This is a genomic window from Clostridium sp. CMCC3677 (assembly GCF_023845585.1).
GTDB lineage: Bacteria > Bacillota > Clostridia > Clostridiales > Clostridiaceae > Clostridium > Clostridium aquiflavi.
Map to the genome: position 1 here is coordinate 26,984 of NZ_JAMQHS010000008.1, position 26,909 is coordinate 53,892.

At 25.7% G+C, this 26,909-nt stretch carries 22 protein-coding genes; 18 read left to right on the forward strand and 4 right to left on the reverse strand.

Annotated features, from left to right (window positions below; translation table 11 throughout):
- Positions 1 to 279: 279 nt before the first annotated feature.
- The 8 genes from NG901_RS10960 to NG901_RS10995 all read left to right on the forward strand — a co-directional run bounded on the left by NG901_RS10960 (position 280) and on the right by NG901_RS10995 (position 11,019).
- Positions 280 to 981: an RNA polymerase sigma factor gene (locus NG901_RS10960; protein WP_252214436.1), complete on the forward strand. Its 702-nt coding sequence runs from the start codon at positions 280 to 282 to the stop codon at positions 979 to 981.
- A 22-nt stretch (positions 982 to 1,003) separates the two neighbouring features.
- Positions 1,004 to 2,389 carry a DUF4179 domain-containing protein gene (locus tag NG901_RS10965; RefSeq protein ID WP_252214438.1) on the forward strand — a complete coding sequence of 462 codons (1,386 nt, stop codon included), beginning with the start codon at positions 1,004 to 1,006 and terminating at the stop codon, positions 2,387 to 2,389.
- 307 nt (positions 2,390 to 2,696) lie between these two features.
- Positions 2,697 to 3,827, forward strand: a complete 1,131-nt coding sequence (locus NG901_RS10970) for a metallophosphoesterase family protein (RefSeq protein ID WP_252214440.1) — start codon at positions 2,697 to 2,699, stop codon at positions 3,825 to 3,827.
- Positions 3,817 to 6,555, forward strand: a complete 2,739-nt coding sequence (locus NG901_RS10975) for an AAA family ATPase (protein WP_252214878.1) — start codon at positions 3,817 to 3,819, stop codon at positions 6,553 to 6,555. The genes NG901_RS10970 and NG901_RS10975 overlap by 11 nt, the downstream gene beginning before the upstream one ends.
- Before the next feature lie 85 nt (positions 6,556 to 6,640).
- The gene (locus NG901_RS10980) at positions 6,641 to 7,543 is read left to right on the forward strand and encodes a metal ABC transporter solute-binding protein, Zn/Mn family (protein WP_252214443.1); all 903 of its coding nucleotides are present in this window, start codon (positions 6,641 to 6,643) and stop codon (positions 7,541 to 7,543) included.
- A 126-nt stretch (positions 7,544 to 7,669) separates the two neighbouring features.
- Positions 7,670 to 9,463 carry a MutS-related protein gene (locus tag NG901_RS10985; RefSeq protein WP_252214446.1) on the forward strand — a complete coding sequence of 598 codons (1,794 nt, stop codon included), beginning with the start codon at positions 7,670 to 7,672 and terminating at the stop codon, positions 9,461 to 9,463.
- A 118-nt stretch (positions 9,464 to 9,581) separates the two neighbouring features.
- Positions 9,582 to 10,493: a 3'-5' exonuclease gene (locus NG901_RS10990; protein ID WP_252214450.1), complete on the forward strand. Its 912-nt coding sequence runs from the start codon at positions 9,582 to 9,584 to the stop codon at positions 10,491 to 10,493.
- Positions 10,494 to 10,581: 88 nt separating this feature from the next.
- On the forward strand, positions 10,582 to 11,019 hold the full coding sequence (locus NG901_RS10995; protein ID WP_252214452.1) for a CBS domain-containing protein: 438 nt from the start codon (positions 10,582 to 10,584) through the stop codon (positions 11,017 to 11,019).
- Between the two features lie 287 nt (positions 11,020 to 11,306).
- On the opposite strand, the gene NG901_RS11000 is transcribed toward NG901_RS10995, so the two are convergent.
- Genes NG901_RS11000 through NG901_RS11010 form a run of 3 tightly spaced genes read right to left on the reverse strand, consistent with a single transcriptional unit; the run spans position 11,307 to position 13,337 of the window.
- Positions 11,307 to 11,963, reverse strand: a complete 657-nt coding sequence (locus NG901_RS11000; RefSeq protein ID WP_252214454.1) for a DUF1292 domain-containing protein — start codon at positions 11,961 to 11,963, stop codon at positions 11,307 to 11,309.
- A 10-nt stretch (positions 11,964 to 11,973) separates the two neighbouring features.
- The gene (locus NG901_RS11005; protein WP_252214456.1) at positions 11,974 to 12,627 is read right to left on the reverse strand and encodes a PspA/IM30 family protein; all 654 of its coding nucleotides are present in this window, start codon (positions 12,625 to 12,627) and stop codon (positions 11,974 to 11,976) included.
- A gap of 38 nt (positions 12,628 to 12,665) precedes the next feature.
- On the reverse strand, positions 12,666 to 13,337 hold the full coding sequence (locus tag NG901_RS11010; protein ID WP_252214458.1) for a hypothetical protein: 672 nt from the start codon (positions 13,335 to 13,337) through the stop codon (positions 12,666 to 12,668).
- 463 nt (positions 13,338 to 13,800) lie between these two features.
- Here NG901_RS11010 and rpsA point away from each other — a divergent pair, with 463 nt between their 5' ends.
- Positions 13,801 to 14,937 (forward strand): 30S ribosomal protein S1, encoded by a 1,137-nt coding sequence (gene rpsA / locus NG901_RS11015; RefSeq protein ID WP_252214460.1) that lies wholly within the window; start codon positions 13,801 to 13,803, stop codon positions 14,935 to 14,937.
- Positions 14,938 to 15,294: 357 nt separating this feature from the next.
- On the opposite strand, the gene pyk is transcribed toward rpsA, so the two are convergent.
- Positions 15,295 to 16,713, reverse strand: coding sequence for a pyruvate kinase (gene pyk, locus NG901_RS11020; protein WP_252214463.1), 1,419 nt, complete (start codon positions 16,711 to 16,713; stop codon positions 15,295 to 15,297).
- A 201-nt stretch (positions 16,714 to 16,914) separates the two neighbouring features.
- Between pyk and NG901_RS11025 the strand changes: the two genes are divergently transcribed.
- The 9 genes from NG901_RS11025 (at position 16,915) to NG901_RS11065 (ending at position 26,881) form a co-directional block, all read left to right on the forward strand.
- Complete coding sequence (locus NG901_RS11025) at positions 16,915 to 18,369, forward strand: aminoacyl-histidine dipeptidase (RefSeq protein ID WP_252214467.1); 1,455 nt, start codon at positions 16,915 to 16,917, stop codon at positions 18,367 to 18,369.
- A gap of 329 nt (positions 18,370 to 18,698) precedes the next feature.
- Complete coding sequence (locus tag NG901_RS11030; RefSeq protein ID WP_252214470.1) at positions 18,699 to 19,211, forward strand: GNAT family N-acetyltransferase; 513 nt, start codon at positions 18,699 to 18,701, stop codon at positions 19,209 to 19,211.
- Between the two features lie 118 nt (positions 19,212 to 19,329).
- The gene (locus tag NG901_RS11035; protein ID WP_252214473.1) at positions 19,330 to 19,989 is read left to right on the forward strand and encodes an SPOR domain-containing protein; all 660 of its coding nucleotides are present in this window, start codon (positions 19,330 to 19,332) and stop codon (positions 19,987 to 19,989) included.
- A 232-nt stretch (positions 19,990 to 20,221) separates the two neighbouring features.
- Positions 20,222 to 20,788: a Maf-like protein gene (locus NG901_RS11040; RefSeq protein WP_252214476.1), complete on the forward strand. Its 567-nt coding sequence runs from the start codon at positions 20,222 to 20,224 to the stop codon at positions 20,786 to 20,788.
- Positions 20,789 to 20,831: 43 nt separating this feature from the next.
- Positions 20,832 to 21,521, forward strand: a complete 690-nt coding sequence (radC, locus tag NG901_RS11045) for a RadC family protein (protein WP_252214479.1) — start codon at positions 20,832 to 20,834, stop codon at positions 21,519 to 21,521.
- 26 nt (positions 21,522 to 21,547) lie between these two features.
- Positions 21,548 to 22,648, forward strand: coding sequence for a rod shape-determining protein (locus NG901_RS11050; RefSeq protein ID WP_252214482.1), 1,101 nt, complete (start codon positions 21,548 to 21,550; stop codon positions 22,646 to 22,648).
- Positions 22,649 to 22,651: 3 nt separating this feature from the next.
- Positions 22,652 to 23,497: a rod shape-determining protein MreC gene (gene mreC, locus NG901_RS11055; RefSeq protein WP_252214485.1), complete on the forward strand. Its 846-nt coding sequence runs from the start codon at positions 22,652 to 22,654 to the stop codon at positions 23,495 to 23,497.
- 10 nt (positions 23,498 to 23,507) lie between these two features.
- Positions 23,508 to 23,999, forward strand: coding sequence for a rod shape-determining protein MreD (gene mreD / locus NG901_RS11060; protein WP_252214488.1), 492 nt, complete (start codon positions 23,508 to 23,510; stop codon positions 23,997 to 23,999).
- On the forward strand, positions 23,996 to 26,881 hold the full coding sequence (locus tag NG901_RS11065; protein WP_252214491.1) for a penicillin-binding transpeptidase domain-containing protein: 2,886 nt from the start codon (positions 23,996 to 23,998) through the stop codon (positions 26,879 to 26,881). Before mreD ends, NG901_RS11065 begins: the two co-directional genes overlap by 4 nt.
- Positions 26,882 to 26,909 lie beyond the last annotated feature (28 nt).

Below are 26,909 nucleotides of genomic sequence, written 5' to 3' on the forward strand. Positions count from 1 at the left end.
AAAAGAGAATAAATATAACTAAGTAAAGTTATATTGTATTGCAAAACTAGGAGGGTACACTACTTAAAATGTAGTGTACCCTTTCTTTTTATTTATAAAGTTTTTTATCTAAGCATTACATTTTTATTACTAAAAAATATTTAAAAATAGTTTAGAATAAGAGTAAATACAAATTTTATATAAAATATAAAAAAATACTAGAACATTATTAAGAGTAAAAGCATCTAATAAGTAGTTAAATAAATAAAGTCTTTTATATTGAAAGGAGGAGAACATAAAATGTATAGTAGTTATTTTAATAATTTTTTTAGTTGTATAGATATATTTAATTTTATAAATTTAAATATAAAGAATGATATTTTAGATAGAAAATTAAATATTATAAAGCAACAAATAAACAAATTATATGAAATGAATATAACTCAAAATAAAAGTGAGAAAGGAAAAGTTGAAAATAATATAGTTGATTATAATAAATTAAAAAAATATAGTACTGAATATAAAGCTTCAAAGGGGGATAAAGAAGCTTTTATAGAATTAATTACAGAAAATAAGTTGTCATTATATAGAGTAGCGAAAGGAATATTAAAAAATGAAGAGAGAGTAGAGGATGCCATTCAAAATACAATATTAAAGGCTTATGAGAATATAGTAAAAATAAAAAAACATGAGTACTTTAAGACTTGGATTATTAGAATTCTTATAAATGAATGCAAAGCAATAATTAAAAAAGAAAAAAGAGTTATTTATTTAGATGAAACAATTATAGAAGGCAATTATGAGGATAAATATCAAAATATAGATTTAGAAACAGCTTTAAATAACATTGATGAAGATTTACGCGAATTAGTAGTCTTGTATTATTTTGACGACATTCCTCAAAAAGAAATTGCTAAAATTTTAAATATTAATGAAACTACAGTTAGGACAAGACTTTTAAGAGCTAGAAAAAAGCTTTACGAGTTATTAAAATTAGAATAGTTAGAGAGGAGGAAAAATAAAAGTGGACAATAAAAATTTTGATAAAATATTAAAAGATAAAATTAAAAGTAAGTATAATAGTGTTCCAGATAAAATAGATCTAATGATTCAAGAAACATTGGATTCACTTAAGCATAAAGAACAAAAAAGATATAGAAAAGTTATTAGTATAGCGGTTATTTGCTTTTTTGTATTATTTGCCAGTGTAGGTGTGGGGATAACTACGACAGCTAATGCATTAGGTCTTCCAGTTAAGGATTTTATAGCTGAAATAATGGGACTATCACCTCAATATTCTGATTATGCATCTGATGTAAATATAACTAAAGAGAGTAATGGAGTAAATTTTACAATAACAAGTGTGCTTTATGATGGATATAAGCTTAAAATAGCATATAAAGTAGAAGGTACAGTGGCGGATTCTTTAGAAAAACTTGCGAAATTATCATCTTTTCTAAATACTAAAGTTTCAGTAAATGGAAAAGAAGTAAATCTAACTAGTTCGGGATATTCAAAGCCTATAAATAGTAATACAGTTGGTGGAATTAATATTTTTGATATAGATAATACCATGTATGATAATTCATTTATGGGATTAACACAATTAGATATTTTAGATACGTTTAACTTTAATATTAGTATTGAAGATGAAATTGACAATGAAAAATATAAATGGGATTTTAATATTCCTATATCTAGTGAAAAAATTAAGAGTAAAATAGAAGAATATTCATTAGATAATACTGTAGGGGATTATAAAATAAAAAATGTAATAGTAACACCTATAAGCACTTATATAAGTGGGACATTTAAAGATTCTAAAGATAAAATATCAATTATGAATTATATTGTTGTTGATGATAAAGGAAGAGAAGTTAAAATTGATAATTGCAATGAAAGTACAGGAGTTGGTGGAGGAAAATTTAGATGTGAAATTTTAAATAATGATTCAGAATTAAATTCATTAACATTTATTCCTTATAAAAATAAGCAACACTATTCTCCAGAAGAAATGCCATCTACCGATGGGGAAGCAAAAGAATTTAAAAAGGCATATAGAGAAAAATTGCAAAAAGAAATAAGTTTAACATTAAGTGAAAATGGATTTAATTTTACCGGTGATTCTGAATTGAATATAACTAAAGTGGTAAGAGAAGAAAATAAAACAAAAATATATTATGAAACTAAGTATCCAACAATGGTGAATTTACGATTAAATATTTCAAGAGATGATATTAAAACAAAAAGTAATAACAATGTAGAAAATGTAGAAAGTATTGAATCAGGAGTTGGAGTTGTAACATTGAATGGAATATTAGAAGATAAAACTTATAATTTAATATATGATAGTCCAGATAAATCATTAGAAGTTTATAAAGAAAGAGCAGTTACTGTGGAATTAAAATAACAATTCTTATGTTTTAAATAAATATCATGAACTTATGTAGATTTCTTTATTAAAGTTTATCAATTTTCTTAGTATTAAAAATATAATTGTTATTTTAATACTAAGTGTAAAAAGTTCTTTTGTAGTAGAAAATTTTATTACAAAAGAACTTTTTTATGTGAAATTTTCAATTTAAATTGAAATGGAAGATATTTTAATTAATAGTATAAAATCATATAAATAAATGTTGGAAATAAAGGAAAATTTTTGGACTATTATTAAATTTCATGATAAAATGAGAACTAAAGTTCGATGAAAAGGTGATATTATGAAAAAAATAAAAATTTTACATACATCAGATTTACATTTTGATACTCCTTTTAGTGGAATGAAGAATAATAAATCTATTAAATGTAGAGAAGAACTTAAAGAAGTCTTTGAAAAAATAATAAAAATTTCATTAGAAAATAATATAGATATTTTATTAATTGCAGGAGATATGTTTGATAATTTATCAGTAAATAAAAGTACATTATGTTTTTTAAAATCATGTTTTGAGAAAATAGATAAAGTAAAAATATTTATAAGTCCAGGTAATCATGATCCATATAATGAAAAATCGTTTTATAGCATGATAGAGTGGCCTAAAAATGTATATATATTTAAGGGAAATATGGAAAAAGTGGTTTTAGAGGATTTAAAAACTATTGTATGGGGAGCTGCTTTTACTCACAATTATATTTATGAATCCTTAATAAAAGATGTAAATAGAATTGATGGATATAACAATATAATGGTTATTCATGGAGAGATATCATCAAAAGAAAAGAATGAATATAACCCTATAACTGAAGAAGAAATTGCTAAAAGTAATATGGATTATATAGCATTAGGACATAGACATAAGTATGTTGGTGTTAATAAAGTATCAAATACTTATTATGCATATAGTGGGTGTCCACAAGGAAGAGGATTTGATGAATTAGATGACAAAGGAATTATATTATTAGAGATTTCTAATAGATATTGTGATTATAAGTTTATAAAAACAGCTATTAGAAATTATTATGAAAAGGAAATAAATATAGAAGGTTGTTTTGGATACAATCAAGTTAAAAGTAAAATTTTTAGTTGTATAGATAAAGAAAATATTAAAGATAATTCTTACAAAGTAATATTAAAGGGAGAAATTAATGAGGAATTTAATTTAAGAGAAGAAATCATAGAAGAGATGATAAAAAAGGATGATTACGATATAAGAGTAATAGATAAAACTGAAGTGAAAATAGATATGGATGAATTATTGAAAGGGTATTCAATAAAGAGCTTATTTGCAAGAAAAATATATGAAGAACTAGAAAAAGCAGAAACAGAAGAAGAAAAAGAAATAATAAAATTAGCTTTAAAGAAAGGACTTCAAAGTTTATCGGGTGAAGAGGTGAGAGATTATAATTATTAAGCAAGTTAATATAGAAAATTTTGCAGGGATAAAAGGAAGAATTATAAGCTTTGCTAATAAATTTAACTTAATATATGGTGAAAATGAAAAAGGTAAAAGTACAATAGAGAATTTTATAAAGATATGGCTTTATGGATTTGAAAAAAATCGTGGCAAAGATAATGATAGGAAAAAGTTTACTCCATTAACTGGCGGAAAAATAAGTGGAGAATTAACAGTTGAACATGAAGGGGTAACATATGTTATAAGAAGAAGTTTTGGATTAACTAAAAAAGAAGATACCTGTGAAATACTTGATGAAGTAACTGGAGATAAAATAGATATACCATATAATAATGAACCAGGAAAATATTTTTTAGATATAAATTTATCAACATTTTCTAAAACTTTATTTATAAATCAATTAGGGGTTATGGTAAATAAGGATAAAGAAGAAGAAATAATGGAGAAAATAACTAATACTTATAATTCAGGAGAAGAAAATGTATCTTTTAAGAAAGCAATAGAAGTATTAGAAAAAGGAAAAAAGAAAATTAAGACAACTAGGAAATCTGGGGAATTAGATTTACTTACAGAAAAGAAAAATTTACTAAAAGAAGAATTATGGAATGCATATACTCTGTCAGAGGCAAACATAGAAAATGAAGAAAAATTATTAAATACTAAAAATGAAAAAGAAGAAATAATAAAGAAATTAGATAGTTTAGAATTATACAAGAAGTATATAAAAAAGAGTAATTTACAAAAAGATTATTTAGAAATTGCGCAATATTTAAAGAAGAGTGAAGAACTTAAGAAAAAAGAAGAAGTAATAAATGAAGAACTAAATAGAAATTATACTAATATAAATAGTGAGTTTTTAGAAGAATTAAATAAAGAGTATAATAGATATTTAAATTTAAATGATATAAAACAAGAAAAGAAAAGAGAATTAAATATTTTACAAAATAAATTAAATGAAAAAAACAATGATTTTAAAGAATATAAAGTATTAGATTCCCTTTGTGAAGAAGATATAAAAGATAAATTATATGTATTAAAAATAGAACAGGAAAATTTAAAGGAGAAATTATATAAAGTTGAGTCTATAGAAAATTCTATAGAAACATTTAAAAATGATTTAAATATTAGATCTAATAAAATGAGGAATTTGGAATATATAGCTGAATATAGAGAGGATATAGAGGAAAATATTAATTTATATAAAGATAAATTAAAAGAACTAAAATATAAATTAGAATTATACTCATCAAACAATGAGAGGTGCTCTATAAAAAATATTAAGAATAAGATGATTTTTATTTATGTATTGTTTGCTTTGTTTTTAGTAGTTTTATTTATAGGTATTTTTAAAGAGAACTTTATAATAGATATCTTAACAGTACCTTTACTAGCTATTTTGACTAAAGTTTATTTAAAGTATTCACTAATAATGAAGGAAGCTTCTATTAAAGAAAAAAATAAACTTAGCATACAAAAGCTAAAAAATGAAGTAGAACAATATGAAGAAAAATTGAATTTGCATATGAATGAAATTAATTGTAAGGATTATGAGAATTTAATAAAGCAATTATCACAATATGATTCATATAAAATCTATAAGGATAATATTTATGCATCTATAAACTCTAAAGTTAAAGAAATTAATGATTTTAATATAGAAGAATTAAATAATAAATATAATAAAAATAAGAAAGTACTAGAATCATTATTTAAATTATTAGAGTGTAATTCCATAGAAGAAACAATAAATAAAGTAAATATATATAGTAAATTTAAAAAAGAGTTATTACCAATGGAATATAAAATTAGTTCATTAGCATTAGAACTAAAAGAAATAGATTTTCAACTAAAGGATAAAGAAGAAGATTTAAGAGAAAAGACAAAAGGAATGGAATTTGAAAATATTGATATATTGGATTTTCATATAAAAATTAAAGAGTATAAGGATAAAGTTAATAAAATAATGGAAGTAAAAAGTAATCTTAATAGTGTAGAAGAAACATATAAGGTGCTTTTAAAAGATAGGAATATAGAAGAAATCAAAAAAGAAATTAAAAATATATTACCTGATGATTTAAGCTATTCTTATAAATCAGAAGAAGATATAGAAAAAGAAATAAAAAAAAGTTCTAACAAGTTATTAAAAATAGAAAAAGAAATAAAAGATTTAGAACATCTTATAGAAAAACGATATTTAGGTAAAAGAGCAATAGCTGAGATAGAAGAAGAATTATATGATGCTCAGGAAAAAATTTTAAAGTGTGAAAAAGAATTTAAGGCTTTAGAAGTAGCTTCTTTAAAATTACAAGAATCATTTAAAGAACTAAGAAGCAATATAGGACCTAAGTTGAACAATGAAGTATTAAAAAATTTTAATTTCTTAACATTAAAAAATTATAAAGATGTTAAAATATCTGAGGACTATAAGTTAAAGGTGAGGGATAATAGCGTATTATTTGATTCAGAAATATTAAGTAATGGAGCTAAGGATCAGTTATATCTATCGCTAAGATTATCATTTATAAATATGCTGTTTAAAAATAAGAAAGTGCCTATATTTTTAGATGATGCATTTATACAATATGATGATAATAGAAGAGAAAGAGCATTAAAGCTATTAATAAAAGAAGATTTTAATCAAGTAATATTTTTTACATGCCAAACAATAGAAAAGAATATTTTAGATAATATTTCATATGATTATAATTTAATCGAATTAAGTTAATAATTATATTATAGTTTGACAAGTATAAGAAAATAAATTAAAATTATATTTGCAAATGCAAATCATATGCAAATAGGAGGACTTAATGAAAAAAAGATTTTTTTTAACACTATCATGCATTCTAATGAGTTTATTTATCATTGGATGTTCTAATTCAAATTCAACGAATGAATCTAATAAAGTAAATGATGAGAGTAAAAAGTTACAGGTTATGGTTTCAATATATCCATTAAAGGAATTCACTGAAAAAATAGGCGGAGATAAAATTGAGGTTACTTGTTTAGTTCCTGAAAATATGGAACCACATGATTATGAACCAAAGACTAAAGATTTTGAAAAGCTTATGAATAGTGATATTTTTATTTATAATGGATTAGGAATGGAACATTGGATTGATTCTGTTAATAATGTAGTTTCTGATGATAAAGTATTAAAAGTAAATTCAAGCGATGGCATTGATGTTAGAAAAGAGGGAGAACTAGTAGATCCTCATTCATGGTTAAGTTTAATACAAGTACAAAAACAATGTGAAAATATAAAAAATTCACTTATAAGTTTGGATGAAGCAAATAAGGATACATATGAAGCAAACTATAATAAATTTAAAGAAGAATTACAAGGTTTATATGATGAATACTCAGCTAAGTTTAATGAGTTAAGCCAAAAAGATTTTATAACAGGTCATGCTGCTTTTGGTTATTTATGTAGGGATTTTGGGTTATCTCAAAAATCAGTTGAAAATTTATATGGAGAGGGTGAACCTACTCCCAAGGAATTGGAAAATTTGGTTAATTTCTGTAAAGAAAATAATATAAAAGTTATTTTTTCTGAATCTTTAGCAAGTCCAAAAGTTTCAGAGACATTAGCATCAGAAGTTGGTGCAGAGGTAGTTCCTATATATACATTAGAATCAAATGAAGATGATATGAGTTATTTAGACGCTATGAAAAATAATTTAGATAAGATATATAATTCTTTAAGTAAGTAGATAAAAAGTGAACCAATTAGGTTCACTTTTTTAATTATACATAAATTTTATTTATGATTTTTTTATGAAATGGCAATATATATGTTAAAATTAGTATATTATTACTAATAATAAGAGGGAGATAATATGAGCAATTCAAAGGAATTTTATAAAAGTACTTTAAAAGAAAATATAACAAAAAGAGAGTCATTATTAAAAAAAATAAATATTATAAGTGTTATTAGGTTAGTAATAGTTCTTTTTATGTTAATAATTGATTATTTATTATATAAGGCAAATAATTATATAGCAATAATATTTACAACTACCATGTTTCTGATTATGTTTATAATTGCAGCACTATTTCATTCAAGTAAGCTAAGAGACAAAAATATTGCAGATATATTAATAGACATGAATCAAAAAGGTATTGATAGAATAAATGGAGATTTTAAAAAGTTTAAAGATAATGGTGAGGAATACTTAAATTATAAACATAAATTTATAAATGATTTAAATATATTTGGACCTAATTCTCTTTTTCAATTTATAAATTCTACAGTTACATCTGGTGGTAGAAAGAGATTAGTACAAATATTAAGTATTGAACAAAATATAAATAAAAACGATATACTAATAAGACAGGAATCTATAAAAGAGCTATCTTCAAAAGTTCAATGGAGACAAAAATTTATAGTAAAAGGTTTAATGAACAAATCATCTAAATTTAATTTGAATGATTTAATTAGTTGGGGTAAAGAGAAAAGCAAAGTAAACAAAATAAATATAATTATTAGCTGTATTTTTATAGTGACTAATTTTGTATCAATATTTTTAGCACTAAGTACTATATTACCTTGGTCATTTGTTATATTAGTATTTATGATTGATTTTGTTGTACTTAAAATGTTAACAAAATCAATAAATAAAGACATACTACTATTTAACAATATAAAACAAGATATTAATGGATATAGCGAAATATTAGAATTAATAGAAAATGAAAATTTTAATTCAGAATATTTAAAGGAACTAAAAAATAAGATATCTCATGAAGAAGTTAGTTGTAAGAAAGAAATGAAAAAACTAACTAATTTAGTAGAATGGATAGGAGATAGTTCTTATAATGCATATTATTTAGTAATAAATATATTATTTTTTTCAGATGTATTTATAATGAATAATTTAGAAAAATGGAGAAAAACTAATGGATTAAGGTTAATGGAATGGCTTAATGTAATGAATGAATTTGATGCATTAAATAGTATTTCTAATATAGCATTTGATAATGAAGAGTGGGTATATCCTAATATATTAGATACTAGTGAAGTATATGGAGAAGAGATTGGTCATCCCTTAATAGGACATAAAGCAGTAAAAAATAGTTTCTCTTTAAATGGAATTCAAAAGGTTGCATTAATTACAGGTTCAAATATGTCAGGAAAAAGTACATTTTTAAGAAGCATAGGTTGTAATTTGTTATTAAGTTATATAGGAGCTCCTGTATGTGCAAAAAGGTTTAACTGTGGAATAATGAGTTTATATACATGCATCACTACAAGAGATAGTTTAGAAGAAAGTATTTCTTCATTTTATGCAGAAATTTTAAGAATAAAGATACTTATAGAAGCTTGTAAAAGAGGAGAAAAAGTATTTTTCCTTTTAGATGAAATATTTAAAGGAACTAATTCTAGAGATAGGCATACTGGAGCTACTGTATTAATAAATCAATTAATAAAATACGGTGCTATAGGACTTGTCTCAACTCATGATTTAGAATTATGTGATTTAGAAAAAGAAGATAATAAAATAATAAATTATAATTTTAGAGAATTTTATGAAGATGATAAAATAAAATTTGATTATATACTTAGAAGGGGAAAGAGTGAGACTCAAAATGCTATTAATTTAATGAAATTAGCAGGAATAGATTTCATGTAGTATATAAAAAGCATTTTATGTCCTAAAGATAATTGATATTTTAGTATAGGGCATATTTTTATACTAAAATATTAATTAGTTTTTAACCAGAAGCATTGTATTAAGAGAGGATTTGGGTATGGGGTATGTAATAATTGATTTAGAATTTAATAATTTAAAAAATATAACTAAATATGAAGAAGATTTCTTTGATAAACATAAAGAATTAGAAAATATAAATTTAGAAAATGAAATTATAGAGATTGGTGCTATAAAAGTTGATAAGTATATGAAACAAGTGGCTGAAATGAGAGAATATATAAAGCCATCTGTGTTTCCTGTAATGAATCCAATAGTAACGAATATAACAAAGATAACTATGGATACTTTAAAAAGAGAAGGAATAACATTTAAACAAGGCATGGATAAGCTAAAGAATATGATTGAAGATGGGGATATTATATGTTCATGGGCTAAGGATGATATTGCTGAAATTATAATAAATTCTAATTATCATAATTATACTGATTTAAGTTGGATAAAGGAGTATTTAGATTTACAAGAATATTCAACTAAGATTTTAGGACATAAGAAAGCAATGGGCTTAAAAAGTGCATTAGATGAATTGAAAATTAAAGTTGATAATACAAAACTTCATGATGCATTAAATGATGCTGAATATACTTTACTTGTATTTAAGCACATATACAATTCTAGAATAGTTAAAAATTATATAATAAATGATATATATAGTATGCCTGCAATACACGTAAAAGATTTAGAAAATATAGATATAGATGAAGAGAAATTAGATATAAGATGTCCTAAGTGTAACAAAAAAATAGATTTAAAAGAAAATTTCAAGTTATTAAATTGGAGATTTGTATCAATAGGTATTTGTCCTAAATGTAATAATAAGATACTGAGTGAGTTAATAGTTAAAAGAACACTTCAAGGTGAAAATGCCTACAATGAAGTAAATACTATACTTAAAGAAGAGGCTTATCTAAATTATTACTATAAATTGGAGAAATTAAATTCATGCAAATAAAGGTTTTCATTAAAGATTTTTTTATAAAAATATGTTAAAATATAAGTATACAAGAGTAAATAATATTAGTACAAGAGAGGATTTTGTTATGAATATAGCATTTTTTCTTACTCCAAAAAATGAAGTCGTATATGAAAGCGAAGATGCAACAATGAGACAAGTTATGGAGAAGATGGAGCGATACGGATACACAGCTATTCCACTTATTGATAAAGAAGGAAAGTATGTTGGAACATTAACAGAAGGAGATTTATTATGGAAATTAAAGAATACTCCTGACCTAAATTTTAAGAATACTGAATGTGTAAATGTAAGTGATATAAGCCGAAGAATATCTCATAAATCTGTTTCTATTAATGCTGATATAGAGAACTTAATATCATTAGCTATAAGTCAGAATTTTGTCTCAGTAGTTGATGATGATGGAATATTTATAGGAATAATAAAGAGAAGTGATATAATAAATTATTGCTTTAACGAAATAAAGAAAAACAATGAAATAAAAAATAAAAAAGAAATAGTATAAATGATAAAGCTGTATTGAAATTAATTCAATACAGCTTTATTGTTCTAATAATTGACTATGTTTTAAATATATGTTGATATATACAATAGGCAAAGTGGCATTGTAATTGGGCTTTTGGAATACTTAATGAGTATTGTCACATTTACTGCTTGTCACAATTTTATATTGGGAACAAGCTAAAATGGGACTATAATCATTTTTAGTATTCCTAAGTTCAATTACTCAGTCCACTTTGCTTATGTATATATCAACACTATACTAAAACATAGTCTACTAAAATTACATCTTTAATAATCAGCGTTTTGATAAGTTTCAACTATAAAATCAAATTCATCTACATCAGTAATCTCTCCATAAGAATCTCCTCTTATTTCGGGATAGTAGTATAATACTAATTTATCATTAGATGAAGATATGTTTTCTAGTATTATATATTGATTTTCATTAATACAATTTTCAAGTGTAGCTAAAACTTTATATTTAGATGAATTACCACTATCATTATTTGTTAAATCAATAATGAAGTTATCATGTTTTCTAACATTAATCTTTTCTTTATCACATGATTTAATATAAGATCCAAATCTACAGCTTGTGCATGATTTAAATTTACAATCAAAAGTACAATTTAAACAAGTACATTTACTGCAATTCTCCAATTCTTTGAATGATTGTCTGTTTTCAGTTTTAAAGTTGCTTACTTTATCTAAAGCACTATTGGATTTAAATAATTTAAATAATCCACCTTTTTTACAATCTAATTCAGTAGAATCTAAAAGTTTAATATAATCTTTTAATACAGAAGATTTAACATAATATTTTCTGTTTTTTAATTTTTCTTTAGAGAGAAATGATGCATTTTCACTTATAGAATAAGCTATATCAGTATAAATTTTTCCCCAGTACTTCTTCTCATCATTAATAAAATCTAAATCTTTACTCATATGAAATCACCTATTTATTATCTTTATATTTTTCTAATTCAAGGTCTAAATCAACCTCATTTAATTTTTCAAATTGGCTATCAAAATCATCTAAATCTTTTAATTCACTTAAACCTTTTGCACGAGATTCGGTTCTTTGAATTTTTCTTTCTATATTATCAATTTGTATTGAATTATTTTTAGTTTGTACATTAGCTAATACTTCATTTATTTTTTCTGAAGCTTGAGCGTTAGAATACCTAGCAGCAGCTTCATCTCTATAGTTTCTAGTTTTAGTTATTTCTTCTTCTAATTCCTTTAAGCTTTTCTTTAATGCATCAGCTTGAACCTTAGAATTATCATAGCTTAATTTTAAAGAATCATATTTTTTATCAATTTCCATTTTTCTAGATAAAGCTTTTTTAGCTAACTCTTCATCACCTTTAGATAAAGCAAGTTTTACTTTTGATTCAAAATCTTCAGATTGTTTCTTTGCATCATTCATGTTCTTTTCTATTTCATGAACATTTCCTAAGATTTGTGCAGAATTTAATTTAGCTTTACTAAGTTGTTCTTCCATTTCTCTTAATTTTTGATCTAATAATTCTATTGGATTTTCCATTTCATCTAAAGTATTATTTACCTTTGCCTTAAACATATTTGATATTCTTGAAAAAACTCCCATAAAAATGCCTCCTAAATATTTTTTATTATTATCTATTATTATCTTTTTCTTCTTAAATAAAGTTTTATTAACATTAAAATTACAAAGAACATTAGTGCTAATACTAAAGCATTAATTATTAAGCTTGAAGGTGATCCAAAATACATAGGTCTAAAAAATCTAGAACCTCCATACCAGCCAAGTCCCCCTGAACTTGATGATGGTATATATGTTTTTGATTCATCCTTCTGCGTACTACTATTTGTGCTGGATGAATTTGAATCATTTGGATTATTAGTAGAAGAATATGATCCACTGCTAAATCCTTTTGAAGCACCACTGCTAGTTTCATTGGAATCATTAGTTGTTTTATCTATGTTTGAAGAATTTGTATTACTATTATTTTTTGTGTCAGAAAAACTTCCTGATTTAAATCCTTCAGCACTCTTATCAGTGGTATTTTTGTTACTTTCACTAGAAGATTTACTTGAAGAACTGTTAAAATTTCCTGATTTAAATCCGCTAGAGCTTCCGGAACTTTTACTGCTAGATTTTGAACTACTAGAACTCTTACTGGTTGATCTAGATCCACTGGAACTCTTACCACCAGACTTAGCTAACAAGTTAGTGCTTGTTGAGCTCAATATACTGGCATCTATATTACTATCTGCGTAAGCAATTAAATTATTATTAGTATTATGGTTTACATTAGATATAAGTTCTAATGGCAAACTGGAAATGCTAAATAAAAAAACTAATAATATAGTAAATATATGTTTTTTCTTAATCTTAAAAATAGTGAGCACCCCCTAAAAGATTATAGCTTTATTATAGATAAAATATCTAGACTACACAATATGGAAAAACAACTAAAAATGTTAAGTAGAGAAAAATAAAATCAATTAACTCTTTATATCTCTATATATCTAATATTTAATGATAAATAAAAGCTTTTAAAGAGTTATATTATAACTCTTTAAAATTTAAGAGTAAAATCAAAAATTATAATGCCACTTCACTTATTGAATATATAAACACATAATTAAAATGGGTGAATTCTTGTATAAATTAGATTAATAGATTAAAATTATATTAATTAAGCTCTAGTTTATTAGATGTTTTAAGTGATTGGCTATACATTAAATATTAACAAGTATTAAAAGGATAGCTAAATAATATTAAGGAAGTGGTTAAATGTCAGATAATACTATGAAAAGTTTTTTAGAAGAATATGATGTGAAAAGAATAAATAAAGGTCAAATACTAAAAGGAAAAGTTTTAGAAGTTAATGAAAAGGAAGTAGTAGTAAATATAAATTATGCATTTGATGGATTAATAGCTAAAGAAGAAGTATCAATAGATGATAAAAATCCTATGGATGTACTTAAAGTTGATGACGAAATAGATGTATACGTTATATCTCCAAACGATGGTGAAGGCTATGTTAAGCTATCACTTATAAAGGCATTAGTTATTAAAGAAAAAGAACAATTACAAAAAGCTTTTAAGGAAGAAAAAAATGTTAAAGTATATGTAAAAGATGAAATTAAAGGTGGACTTATTTCTTATTATGGTAATATAAGAGTATTTATCCCAGCTTCATTAGCATCAAGAAGTATGATAGATTTAAGTACATTAAAGAATACAGAATTAGAAGTTAGAATAATAGAACTAGACTTTAGAAATAACAAAATAGTTGCATCAAGAAAAGCAATTGAAAATGAAGAATATGAAAAGAATAGAAAAGTTATATGGAATTCTTTAAAAGAAGGAGAAAAAAGAACAGGAGTAGTTAAGAAGTTAGTTAAATATGGTGCTTTTGTTGATATTGGTGGAGTAGAAGGATTAGTTCATATATCAGATTTATCTTGGAATAGAGTAAATAGGCCAGAAGAAGTAGTAAAGGAAAATGACAAAGTTGAAGTATATATAGGTTCTGTTGATGTAGAAAAACAAAAATTATCTTTAGTATTAAAAGATATAAATAAAGAACCTTGGACTTTACATACAAATGAAATTAAGTCAGGAATGATATTTGAAGGTAAAGTTGTAAAATTTGCTTCATTTGGAGCGTTTGTTGAAATATTTGAAGGAATAGAAGGATTAGTTCATATTTCAGAAATAACTGATGAAAATATTGCTAAACCATCTGACGTATTGGAATTAAATCAAAAGGTAAAAGTTAAGGTATTAGACTTTAACAAGGAAGGTAAGAGATTATCTTTAAGTATAAAAGATGCAGTAGAAACTAGTAAAGAATATTTACAATATGTAGATGAAGAAGATGGAGTATCATTAGGAGAATTATTTAAGGATTTTAAATTTGAATAATATTATTATGTATGATACATGAAAATTTATATATTGTACACATGAATAGTTAAAAAAATAGTAAGGCTATGTTTTAAATGTGTATTCATATATGTAATAGGCAAAGTAGCATTGTAATTGGATTTTGAGAATACTTAATAAATATTGTCACATTTACTGCTTGTCTCAATTTTATATTGGGAGCAAGCTAAAATGGGACTATAGTTATTTTAGTATTCCTAAGTTCAATTACTCAGTCTACTTTGCTTATACATATATTAATACATAGATTTAAATAAGCTGTTTCACATACAAGGAATATTGTATGTTGAAACAGCTTATTTGAGTTTTAAAGTATTTTAAATTTTAAAATAAATATTATAATTTCTCTATTTTTAACATATTTGTTCCACCAGTTTGAGTTGTTGGCATTCCAGCAGCAACTACAATATCATCACCTGGTAAAGCAAAATTTAATTCAAACACTGATCTTCTAGCTTCCACTAAGATTTCATCAGTAGTATTATACATTTCGCAAAGCATTGGTAATACACCAAAAGTTAAAGCTAAACTTCTTCTTACTTGTTCGTAAGGAGTTATTGCTATAACAGGAGATTTTGGTCTATATCTTGAAATCATAGTAGCTGTAGCACCACTTTTAGTAGCAGCTACTATTGCAGCTGCATTTAATAAATTTGAAGTTCTACAAGCTGTATAACTTATTGCACCAGCATAATCAGTAAGAGATGGTTCTCTTAATCTTGCTGTTAAGTGAGCATAATCTAAATGAGCTTCTGCTTCCTGTGCAATTTCAGACATTGTTGTAGCAGCTTCAATTGGGAAATTTCCAGAAGCACTTTCACCACTTAACATGATAGCATCAGTTCCATCAAATATAGCATTACAAATATCACTTGCTTCAGCTCTAGTTGGTAAAGAGTTTCTAATCATTGAATCAAGCATTTGAGTTGCTGTTACAACGAATTTTCCTGCATCATTACATTTTCTAATTATCATTTTTTGAATTATAGGAACTTTTTGAATTGGAATTTCAACTCCCATATCTCCTCTAGCTACCATTACTGCATCAGTTTGCTCTATTATAGAGTCTATGTTATCTACGCCTTCTTGATTTTCAATTTTAGCTATTACTTTAATATGTTTTCCATTGTTTTCAGAAAGTATTTTCTTTACATCAGCTACATCACTAGCTTTTCTTATAAAAGATGCTGCAATAAAGTCTACACCCATTTCACAACCGAACTTTATATCAGCTATATCTTTTTCTGTTACTGAAGGTAGTCTTATTATTACATTAGGAACATTAACACCTTTGTGATTTTTAATCATTCCACCAACAGTTACAGCACATCTAATAGATTTACCTTCAACAGAAATAACTTTGAATCTTAAAAGACCATCATCAACAAGAATTTCTCCGCCAATTTGTATGTCTTTATAAAGTTCTTCATAAGTAATAGAACATCTTTCTTCATCACCAAGAAGTTCATCTCCGCATATAAAACAGAATTCTTGACCAGTTTTTAATTCTACGCCATCATTTACAAAGTTATGTGTTCTTATCTTAGGTCCTTTTATGTCTAAGACTATTGCAGTAGGAGTTCCCATATCTTCTCTTACTTTTTTAATTAATTCTATCTTCTCTCTGTGTGATTCATAAGTACCATGCGAAAAATTTAATCTTGCAGCATTCATTCCGATTCCTATAAATTTTCTAATAGTCTCCTCATTATCACTTGCAGGTCCAATAGTAAAAATCATTTTAGTTTTTTGCATATAAACACCTCTCCTATAAATTTTAATACCTTTTTGTATTTATGTAATATTAAAGCTCAATAATAAAATTAGCTAAATTCTATAATATTAATTTAGTTTTATGATAAAATTAATAAATAATACAATTTATTTAATTTTAATACTAAGCTTAATTAGTACATATGTTAATTTTATCACATATTTAGGAAGGAAAGAATAATTATGAGAAAATTTCAACAAATTAATTGTGAAAAAGTTTTTTATTACTTTAATGAAATATCTAGGATACCTAGAGGTTCAGGGAATGAGAAGGAAATAAGCGATTATTTATTTAATTTCGGGAAAGACCTAGGATTAGAAGCAATTCAAGATGATGCCTTAAATATAATTATAAAAAAGCCAGCATCACCAGGATATGAAAAATCTCCTAAGGTAATAATACAAGGTCATATGGATATGGTCTGTGAAAAAAATAACGAAAAAGTGCATGATTTTACTAAAGATCCTATAGAATTAGTAGAAAAAGATGGTTTTATTTATGCTAGTGGTACAACACTTGGCGCTGATGATGGTATTGCAGTAGCATATGCAATGGCAATATTAGAAGATAATACATTAGAACATCCAGCAATAGAAGTTTTACTTACAAGTGATGAAGAAGCAGGTATGAGTGGAGCTATGGCTTTAAAGTCAGGATGCTTAGATGGAAAAATAGTAATAAATTTAGATTCTGAAGAAGAAGGTAAATTATTAGTAAGTTGTGCTGGAGGGATAAGAACAAAATCTACTTTAGATGTACAATGGGAAAATATTAAAGAAGGCAAAAAAGCTTTCAAAGTTGTAATAAAGGGTTTGAGTGGAGGACATTCAGGATCTGATATACATTTGGGAAGAGGAAATTCTAATAAACTTATAGGAAGAGTATTAAAAAATATACTTAACCAAATGGAGTTGAATTTAGTATCATTAAACGGTGGATCTAAGAATAATGCTATACCAAGAGAAGCAATTGCAGAATTATTAATAGATGCTGATAAGGAAAAAGAATTTTTAAATATAATATCTACATTAAGAGATGAGTTTAAAAATGAATTTAGAGTTAAAGATCCTAATATTCAATTAGAAATAGAAGAATTAAAAGAAAATATAGAAAAAGTATTTTCAAAGAAAAGTACAGAAAATGTAATAAATCTTTTATACTTATATCCTAATGGAATAAATACAGTAAGTTCTGATATTGAAGGTTTAACTGAAAGTTCAACTAACATAGGAGTTCTTACAACAAAAGAAGATCATGTAGAATATGATAGTGCAGTTAGAAGTTCTGTATTTTCTTTAAGAGGAGAAATAGTTTTAAGAATAAAATGTTTAACTGAAATTTTAGGCGGAACTGTGTCTAATACAGCTGGATACCCAGAGTGGCAATATAAAGAAGAATCTAAGATAAGAGAAATTTGTAAAGATGTTTACAAAGAAATGTATAATGAAGAAGCAGAAGTTGTGGCAATTCATGCTGGTGTAGAATGTGGATTATTTAAAGAAAAATTAGGAGACTTAGATATGATAAGTTTTGGACCAGATATATTTGATGCACATACTCCAAATGAACATATGAGTATTTCTTCTGTAGAAAGAGTATGGAGTTATTTATTAGAGGTATTAAAAGAAATAAGATAATAATATATTATAAATTTGATTTTAAATTTATATATTAGAGGTATGTAATAAGATTATAAAATTTTATTATATACCTTATTTTTGTTAAAACTAAAAGAAGCTAAACTCAGGTACAATGGCTGAGTAAGTTCAAAAAAATTAATATACAATATTTATCTATCATGTATATCAACATAGATTTAAAATAGAGCCAAATTTAAAAATAAATTATCATTTCAAATAACGTAACAAATATTTATATTTAATAAAGGATAAATATGGATTAATAAAGAATTATTACTTAATAAGTAATTAATATCTAGAACTAATTGAAAGAGGGGATATATGTATTGGTAGATGTTGAGTTTTATTATGAAGATTTTGAAATAACTAGTGTAAAAAAGAGTGACATAGATAGATTAAATAAATGGATAATTTTAAATGACAAATTCAGTGTTGATTTATTTTCTTTAGACCAACAATTATTTTTCAGAAGATTTTTAGAATATTATTTAACAGAAGAAGAACTATTTTTAAAAATAGAAAAAGATAATGAGATTTATGGTGTGTTTAAAGGCAGATTAGAGTTACAAGAAAAATCAGAGCTATTCATATGGCTATATTTAATAGATTCAAGATTTAGAAACAAAGGGCTTGGAAAAAATATGTTAATAGAAATTTTGCAATATTTTAAGAGTAAATATTGTATAGAGTGTTTCAAAGTTGGTGTAAATTCAAAAAATAAGAGGGCAGTTAAGTTTTGGAATAACTCTGGATTCAATAAATTAAGAATTGCAAAAAACTTTTTTGAAGATAGTAAATATGAAACATCAGATTTACTTATATTAAATAAGATATCGTAAGTAAAATTTATAAAATAAAATACCTAACATAATTCATATAAATGTAAAGTTAACAATAAATATATTATTACAAATATAATTAATATATTTTACATAATTTAATTTTAGGAGGTATTTTATGAAGTATACTAGATATGAATATAAAAAACATGGAAAGATGAAACTTATATTTATAATATTAATAATAGCTTTATTATCAATTTTAATGGGAATGTATTTTAGTAAATTCATATTTAAGGGGAAATTAGATATTAGTTCATTCAATCAACAAGAAAATGTTGTTTCAGATCAAGAGTTTATAGCACTACAATTTGGATATTATTCCAACAAAGACAATGCAGATGCAGCAATGAGAACAATACCTTCTAAATATAATTCTTACATTATTGAAGAAGAAGGTCATTATAGAGTTGTTATAGGATTGTATTCTAAAAAAGATGGTGAAAAACAATTGGAAAATTTAATATCTCAAGGAATAAATGCTGTGAAAATTAAATTTAGTATATCTAAAGAAAATTTAGAACAAAATAAAGTTGCAGAACTTATAAATGCATTTTTAAAGATAAATAGCACATTAGAAGATGAAAATGTAAAAAGTGTAAAAACATCTGATTATAAAACTTGGTGTTTAAATATTACAAAAAAAGAGAACTTGGATACAAATAATAGTTTAAAAGAAATCAGTGATTATATAAATAATTTACCAGATGAATTAAATAAAAATAATGTAAATGAATACTTAAAATACTTTTATGAAAGATTAAAAAATATGCAATAGAATAATTATTACAATAAAATTAAATTTTTATAAAAGTGTTACAAGTTGCTTTAACGTACTTGTTTAAGAACTAGTTAAATGATAAACTATATTGGTGTAGTAAGTGACTGTAGTAAGTCGTCACAATTACTACACCTTATATATTTTAATTATTAAAAATATGTAATATGTCTATAATTATTATAAATAAGAGATATTTATTTGATGATAGTTATTAAAGGGATGTGATTATATGAAAGTAATATTGGCATCTGCATCACAAAGAAGACAAGAATTACTAATTAGATTATGTGATGATTTTGATATAATGGTTAGTGATTTTGATGAAGAAAAAGTGATTTTTGAAAACTCAGTTGATGAGTATGTTCAAAGTATAGCATTAGGAAAAGCAATGAGCATTAAAGATAAGATAAAAGAAGATGCTATAATAATATCAGCAGATACTATAGTTACATTAGATGATAAGATACTTGGAAAACCTAAAGATGAAGAAGATGCATTCAATATGATTAAATTACTTCAAGGAAGAAGCCATAAGGTATATTCAGGAGTAGTAGTTATTAACACTAAAAAAGATTTAGTATTAAAAGATAGCGTTGCTACAGAGGTTGTTTTTTCAAAGATGAATGACGATGAGATTAGAAAATACATAAAAACCAAGGAACCTTTAGATAAGGCAGGAGCCTATGGAATACAGGGTATAGGTGGAATTTTTGTTAAAGAAATTAGAGGATGTTACTATAATGTTGTAGGACTTCCTTTAAATAAATTGAAAACTATGCTTGAAGAAGCTATATAGTATTAAGGGATGGGGTATCCAAAATATTAAGAGGAGAGTATTTATGGAAAATAGTCTTAAAATTAAGGATATACCTAAAAGTGAAAGACCTAAAGAGAAGTTATTATCGTATGGAGCGGATACTTTAAATAATTCTGAATTATTAGCAATAATACTTAGAACCGGTACTAAAGGTGAAAATGTGCTTCAACTTAGCAATAGGTTATTATCAGAATTTCAAGGGTTAGATGGAATTTTAGAAGCAAGTTTAGATGATATAACATCAATAAAGGGAATAAAAGAAGGCAAAGCTTCTCAAATACTAGCTTTAGCTGAACTTTTTAAAAGATTTAGAACATTTAAATCAGTAGATAGAGATGTAAAAATTATGTGTCCTAATGATTTAGCGACATTAATTAATGGAGAAATGAGTTTATTAAAGCAAGAAATATTAAAGGTAATATTTTTAAATACTAAAAATATTGTTATTGGCACAAAAGATGTATTCAAAGGTAGTCTTAATACATCTATCGTCCATCCAAGAGAAATCTTTAAGGAAGCAATAAATAAAAGTAGTGCAAAAATAATAATAGCTCATAATCATCCCTCAGGAGACCCCACACCCAGCAAGGAAGATAAAAATATAACTCTTAGAATAAAAGAGTGTGGTGAAATCATGGGGATTGAATTGCTTGATCATATAATAATTGGGAAAAATAATTTTATAAGCTTAAAAGAAAAAGGATTTGTATAATTGAAAATTGAAAGGGGAAAAATACAATGGCATTTTTTGGATCTGGAAAAGATATGGGAATAGATTTAGGAACAGCAAACACTTTAGTATTTGCAAAAGGAAAAGGAATAGTTTTAAGAGAACCTTCTGTTGTAGCAATGAACAATATAACTAGAAAACCACTAGCAGTAGGTTCAGAAGCTAAACTTATGATAGGAAGAACACCAGGAAATATAGTTGCAATAAGACCTTTAAGAGATGGAGTAATTGCAGACTTTGATGTAGCTCAAACAATGCTAAAGAAATTAATAGAAAAAGTTTCTACTAAAAATGCATTTAAGAGCCCAAGAATAATAGTTTGTTATCCATCAGGAATTACAGAGGTAGAAAAAAGAGCAATCGAAGAAGCTACTAAATTAGCGGGTGCAAGAGACGTTATATTAATGGAAGAACCAATGGCAGCAGCTATCGGCGCAGGATTACCAGTTAGTGAACCAACAGGTAGTATGATAGTAGATATTGGTGGAGGAACAACTGAAGTCGCTATTATATCATTAGGTGGTATAGTAACAAGCAGATCATTAAGAGTTGCTGGAGATGAATTAGATCAAGCAATAATTTCTTATATTAAGAAAGAATTTAATTTAATGATTGGTGAAAGAACATCAGAACAAGTTAAAATGGAGATAGGTTCAGCTCACGTAAGTAAAAAGCTTAATAATTCAGTAAATGTTGAAGCTGCAAGTGAATCTGATGAAGAAAGTGATAAAGTAAGTGAAGTAGTTGAATTTAATAATGATGATAGAACTATGGAAATAAAAGGTAGAGACATGATAAGTGGTTTACCTAAAGTAATAGAAATTACAGAATCTCAAATAAGAGAAGCTTTAAGAGAGCCAGTATGTGCTATTATTGAAGCAATTAAAACAACACTAGAAAAAACACCACCAGAATTAGCAGCAGATATTATGGATAAAGGAATCATGTTAGCTGGTGGGGGAGCTTTATTAAAAGGCTTGGATATTTTAATAAATGAAGAAACAAATATGCCTGTACATATAGCAGAGGCACCTCTTGATTGTGTAGTTTTAGGCGCTGGTAAAGCTCTAGAAGATTTTGATAAGATAAGCAAAGATCAAAGAGGTTAGTAAATGAAATTTCTTAAAAACAAACTGGCAGTAACTATTATAGTGCTGTCAGTTACATTTTTAGGACTTATAGTTTATACAGTCAAGAGAGAGAATAAAACTGTTATTGAAAATGGTGCTAGTAATGCGTTGAAACCAGCTCAAACGCTTATTTATAAGGCTACAAACAGAGTGAAAGAAACTTTAGATTTCTTTTTAAATTTTTCAGAAGTTAAAGATCAAAGTAAAAAGCTAACAGTAGAAAATGAAGAACTTAAAAGTAAACTTATACAATATTCAGATTTAGAAGAAGAGAATAAAAGATTAAGATCAATTGTAAATTTTGCAGAGCAAAATAACAATTACAATTATATAGGATGCGATATAATCGGATATAGCGGTGGAAATTTTTTAGATGGATATATAGTTAATAAGGGCGAAAATGAAGGTATAAAAAAAGGTATGGTTGTTATGGCTGCACAAGGTCTTGTAGGTCAAGTAACATCAGTAGGAAGTAACTGGAGTATAGTTCAATCATTGATCAATGAAAACATAGCTGTAAGCGTTATGGTTGAAAGTACTAGAGAATCAACTGGATACTTAAAAGGATATAAAGATAATAAAAATAGAAATTTAGCTAAGGTATACAATTTACCAATTGATTCAGAAGTAAAAGAGGGTGATGTAATAATTACATCAGGTGTTGGACTGATTTATCCTAAAGAAATTAAAATAGGGGAAGTTACTCATGTTGACGAAGATAAGATAAAAGTTATGAAGAGTGCTGTTGTAAAACCTTATGTAGATTTTAATAAGCTAGAAGAATTATTTATTGTATCTCCTAAAGACACAAGAGAAATAAAATATTAGGGGTTTTAGTATGGAAAAATTAATAGTTATTTTAATATCTATAGGATTAGCTATATTGGATAATTCTTTAATTCCGTTCTTTTCTATACATGGGGTATATCCGAGCATATTACTTACTTTTGCTATTGCATACTCACTTGTATATGGAAGAGAAAAGGCAGTCTTTATAGGATCGGTAAGTGGAATACTACAGGATTTATTTTTCTTTAATGTTTTTGGAATAAATTCTATATTAAATTTATTATTATGTCTTTTTGCAAGTATAATTGGTGAAAATATATTTAAAACTAAAAAGTTAATTCCCATAATTTCTATGTTTTTAATAACTGTTTTAAAATATATGGGAATATTTATAATATGCTATTTTTTAAGAATAGATATGGAACTATTCAAAGGTATAGGAATGGCATTATACAATTCTATAATTATGTTTTTTGTATATAAGCTAATTATGAAAATTCCAGATGAGGAATATAAAAAAAGACCATGGAGGTTTAAATGATAGTAAATAAGCCAACAAAGAAAAAGAAAATTTCAAGGTATACTATTTTGAGTATAATAATGTTTATTATCTTTGGAGCTATTACTATAAAGCTTATATATCTTCAAGTGTTAAATTATGATAATTATAAAGAAAGAGCTAATGCCAATTCGACAAGATTCGTATCGGAAAAAGCACCAAGAGGAAAGATATATGATCAAAGTGGTAATTTATTAGCTACTAATATACAAACATATACTCTTACATATACTAAAACTACAGATGCAGATAAAGTGTTTTATTCAACTATGAAAGAACTTTTTAAAGTATTAGAAGAAAATGGAGAAAAATTTCAAGATACTTTAAATTTAAAATTAAATGATAATAATGAAATTTACTTCGAGTATAAAACATCAGATGCAGAATCAAGAAAATATGAAGAAATTAGGTTTAAAAGAGATAGAGGTTTAAATGATGAACTTCACAAAACTCTTTTCAAGGATGTAGAAGAACTTGATGACAATCAAAATCAAAAAATAAATGAAGAATTAGTTAAGATAAGTCCAGAAGATACTTTTTATTATTTAGTCAAGGCTTATAATTTAATTAAGTGTGTTGATCCGAGTCCTAATAAGGAACAAAGTGCAGCATATAGTAAAATGAGCGGAAAAGAAATAACAGATATATTATTACAAAATGGATATTCATTAAGGGATATTAGAAACTTTATTGTAATAAAAGATGCTATAAAAATGCAAAGTTTTAAAGGTTATAAAGCTGTAACAATAGCAAGTAATATAAAAAAAGATACTGCTTTTATAGTTTATCAAAAGCTTAGTTCATTGCCAGGAATAGATGTTAATTTAGAGCCTGTAAGATATTATCCTAATCAAGAATTAGCATCTTCGGCTTTAGGTTATGTGTCATCTATTGATAGTTCACAAAGTGATAAGTATGAATTAAGAGGATATGATGTATCATCAGATTTAATAGGTAAATCTGGTATAGAGTCAGCATTTGAGGAACAATTAAAGGGTGTTAAAGGTGGAAAAACAGTAAAGGTAAATTCTCAAGGTAGAGTTACAGAAGAACTGTTTAAGCTTCAATCTTATCCAGGAAATGATGTTCATCTTACAATAGATAGTGAAATTCAATATGCAGCAGAGCATGCTTTTGCAGATGGTATAAAGAATATAAGAGAAAATGTTTATGATAGTGATGGATCAAGATATTCTAATGCAACAAGAGGTGCTTTAATTGCAGTAGATGTCAATAGTGGTAAAATTTTATCTTTAGTTAGTTATCCAAACTATAATCCTAATGTATTTACAATACCAGGAACGGTAAGTGAAGAAGAAACCAAAGAATATTTTTCACCAGATTATGAAGCTTTTGCAAATCAATTAATACAAAATAAGGGATTAAGTAAAAGTGTTAATCAATTATTTCCAGAAGATGCGAATGGGTATAGAGAAGATGTTAATGATTTATATCCAAAACCATTTTATAATTATGCAACAATGGGAAAAATCCCGCCAGGATCAACATTTAAAGTATTAACATCAATTGCTGGTCTTGAAGAAGGGGCAGTTACTCCAGGTGAAACTATATTAGATAGGGGTATATTTAAAGAACATCCTGAAACATTTGGACCGACGTTTGGTCCAGAATGTTTAATTTATCACAATAGTGGTGCTACTCATGGACCTACAGATGTAGCTAAGGCAATACAGGTATCTTGTAACTATTATTTCTATGAAGTTGCTTATAGAATGTATATGTTAAATGGTAAAGGAATTGAAGGATTAAATTCTATAGCAAAATATGCATGGGAATTTGGATTAGGAATTCCACCTGATTCTAAGGAAAAAGCTACAACAGGGATAGAGATAGAAGAAAATTTTGGTCAAACATATAATTTTGAATCATTTAAAAATCAATCAGTATACTATGCTAAATACGAATTAGTAGATTATTTGGAAAAAGGAGATTATAAGGGAGCAGAAAGAAATTTTGTTCCGTTTGATATAGGATTTTCAGAAGATGATACTGAAAAAATAAAAGAAGCTAAAAAGTCTATAAAAGATAAGGTTGAGGAAAGATTAAAAAAAGTTGAACCAGGAAAGGGCATTGAAGAAACAGAAGATGAGTTTTCTAAGAGTATAAAACCTTATGTAAAAACAATAGTAGATAATTCAGATAAATATAAACAAAGCGTGGCTAAGTGGGAAAGTGAAGGTAAAAAATTTAATGCAGATGAGCAAGTTGCTGCAGTTACTAGAATAATTACTAGATTTGCAGTTAATGACAAACCGGCAGAAATAACGTCACCAGCTCAAATAGTATATGCTGCAATAGGTCAAGGTATAAATTTATATACACCTATGCAATTAGCATCATATGTTTCAACTGTAGCAAATGGTGGAACTAGATATAAACTTCATTTAGTAGATAAAATTACTGATAATGATGGAAATGTAGTTCAAGAATTTGGTTCAGAAGTTTTAAATAAAGTAGAAATGAAAAGTGATACAATAAATGCTGTTAGAAACGGTATGTCAAGTGTTAATGAAGCGGAAGGTGGTACTGCTTCCGCTACATTTAGAAATTTTCCTATACCAACAGCAGGTAAAACAGGTACTGCAGATTTTAGAGAGAATCAAAAGGAAATAGGTAGATCACCTTATGCAACATATATAAGTTTTGCTCCATCTGATAATCCTAAAATAGCAGTAGTTGCAGTTGTATTTGATGGAGGACATGGTGGAGAGATAGCTCCAGCAGTTAAAGCTGTTTATGAAGCATATTTTAAAGATCAATTAATTGGAACTAATTATGCATCGCAATCAGAATCATTTAAAAAATATGTATTAGAAAATCCTTTTAATACAACTAAACCATAAATAAATGAAGCGACTGTTACTCAAAACT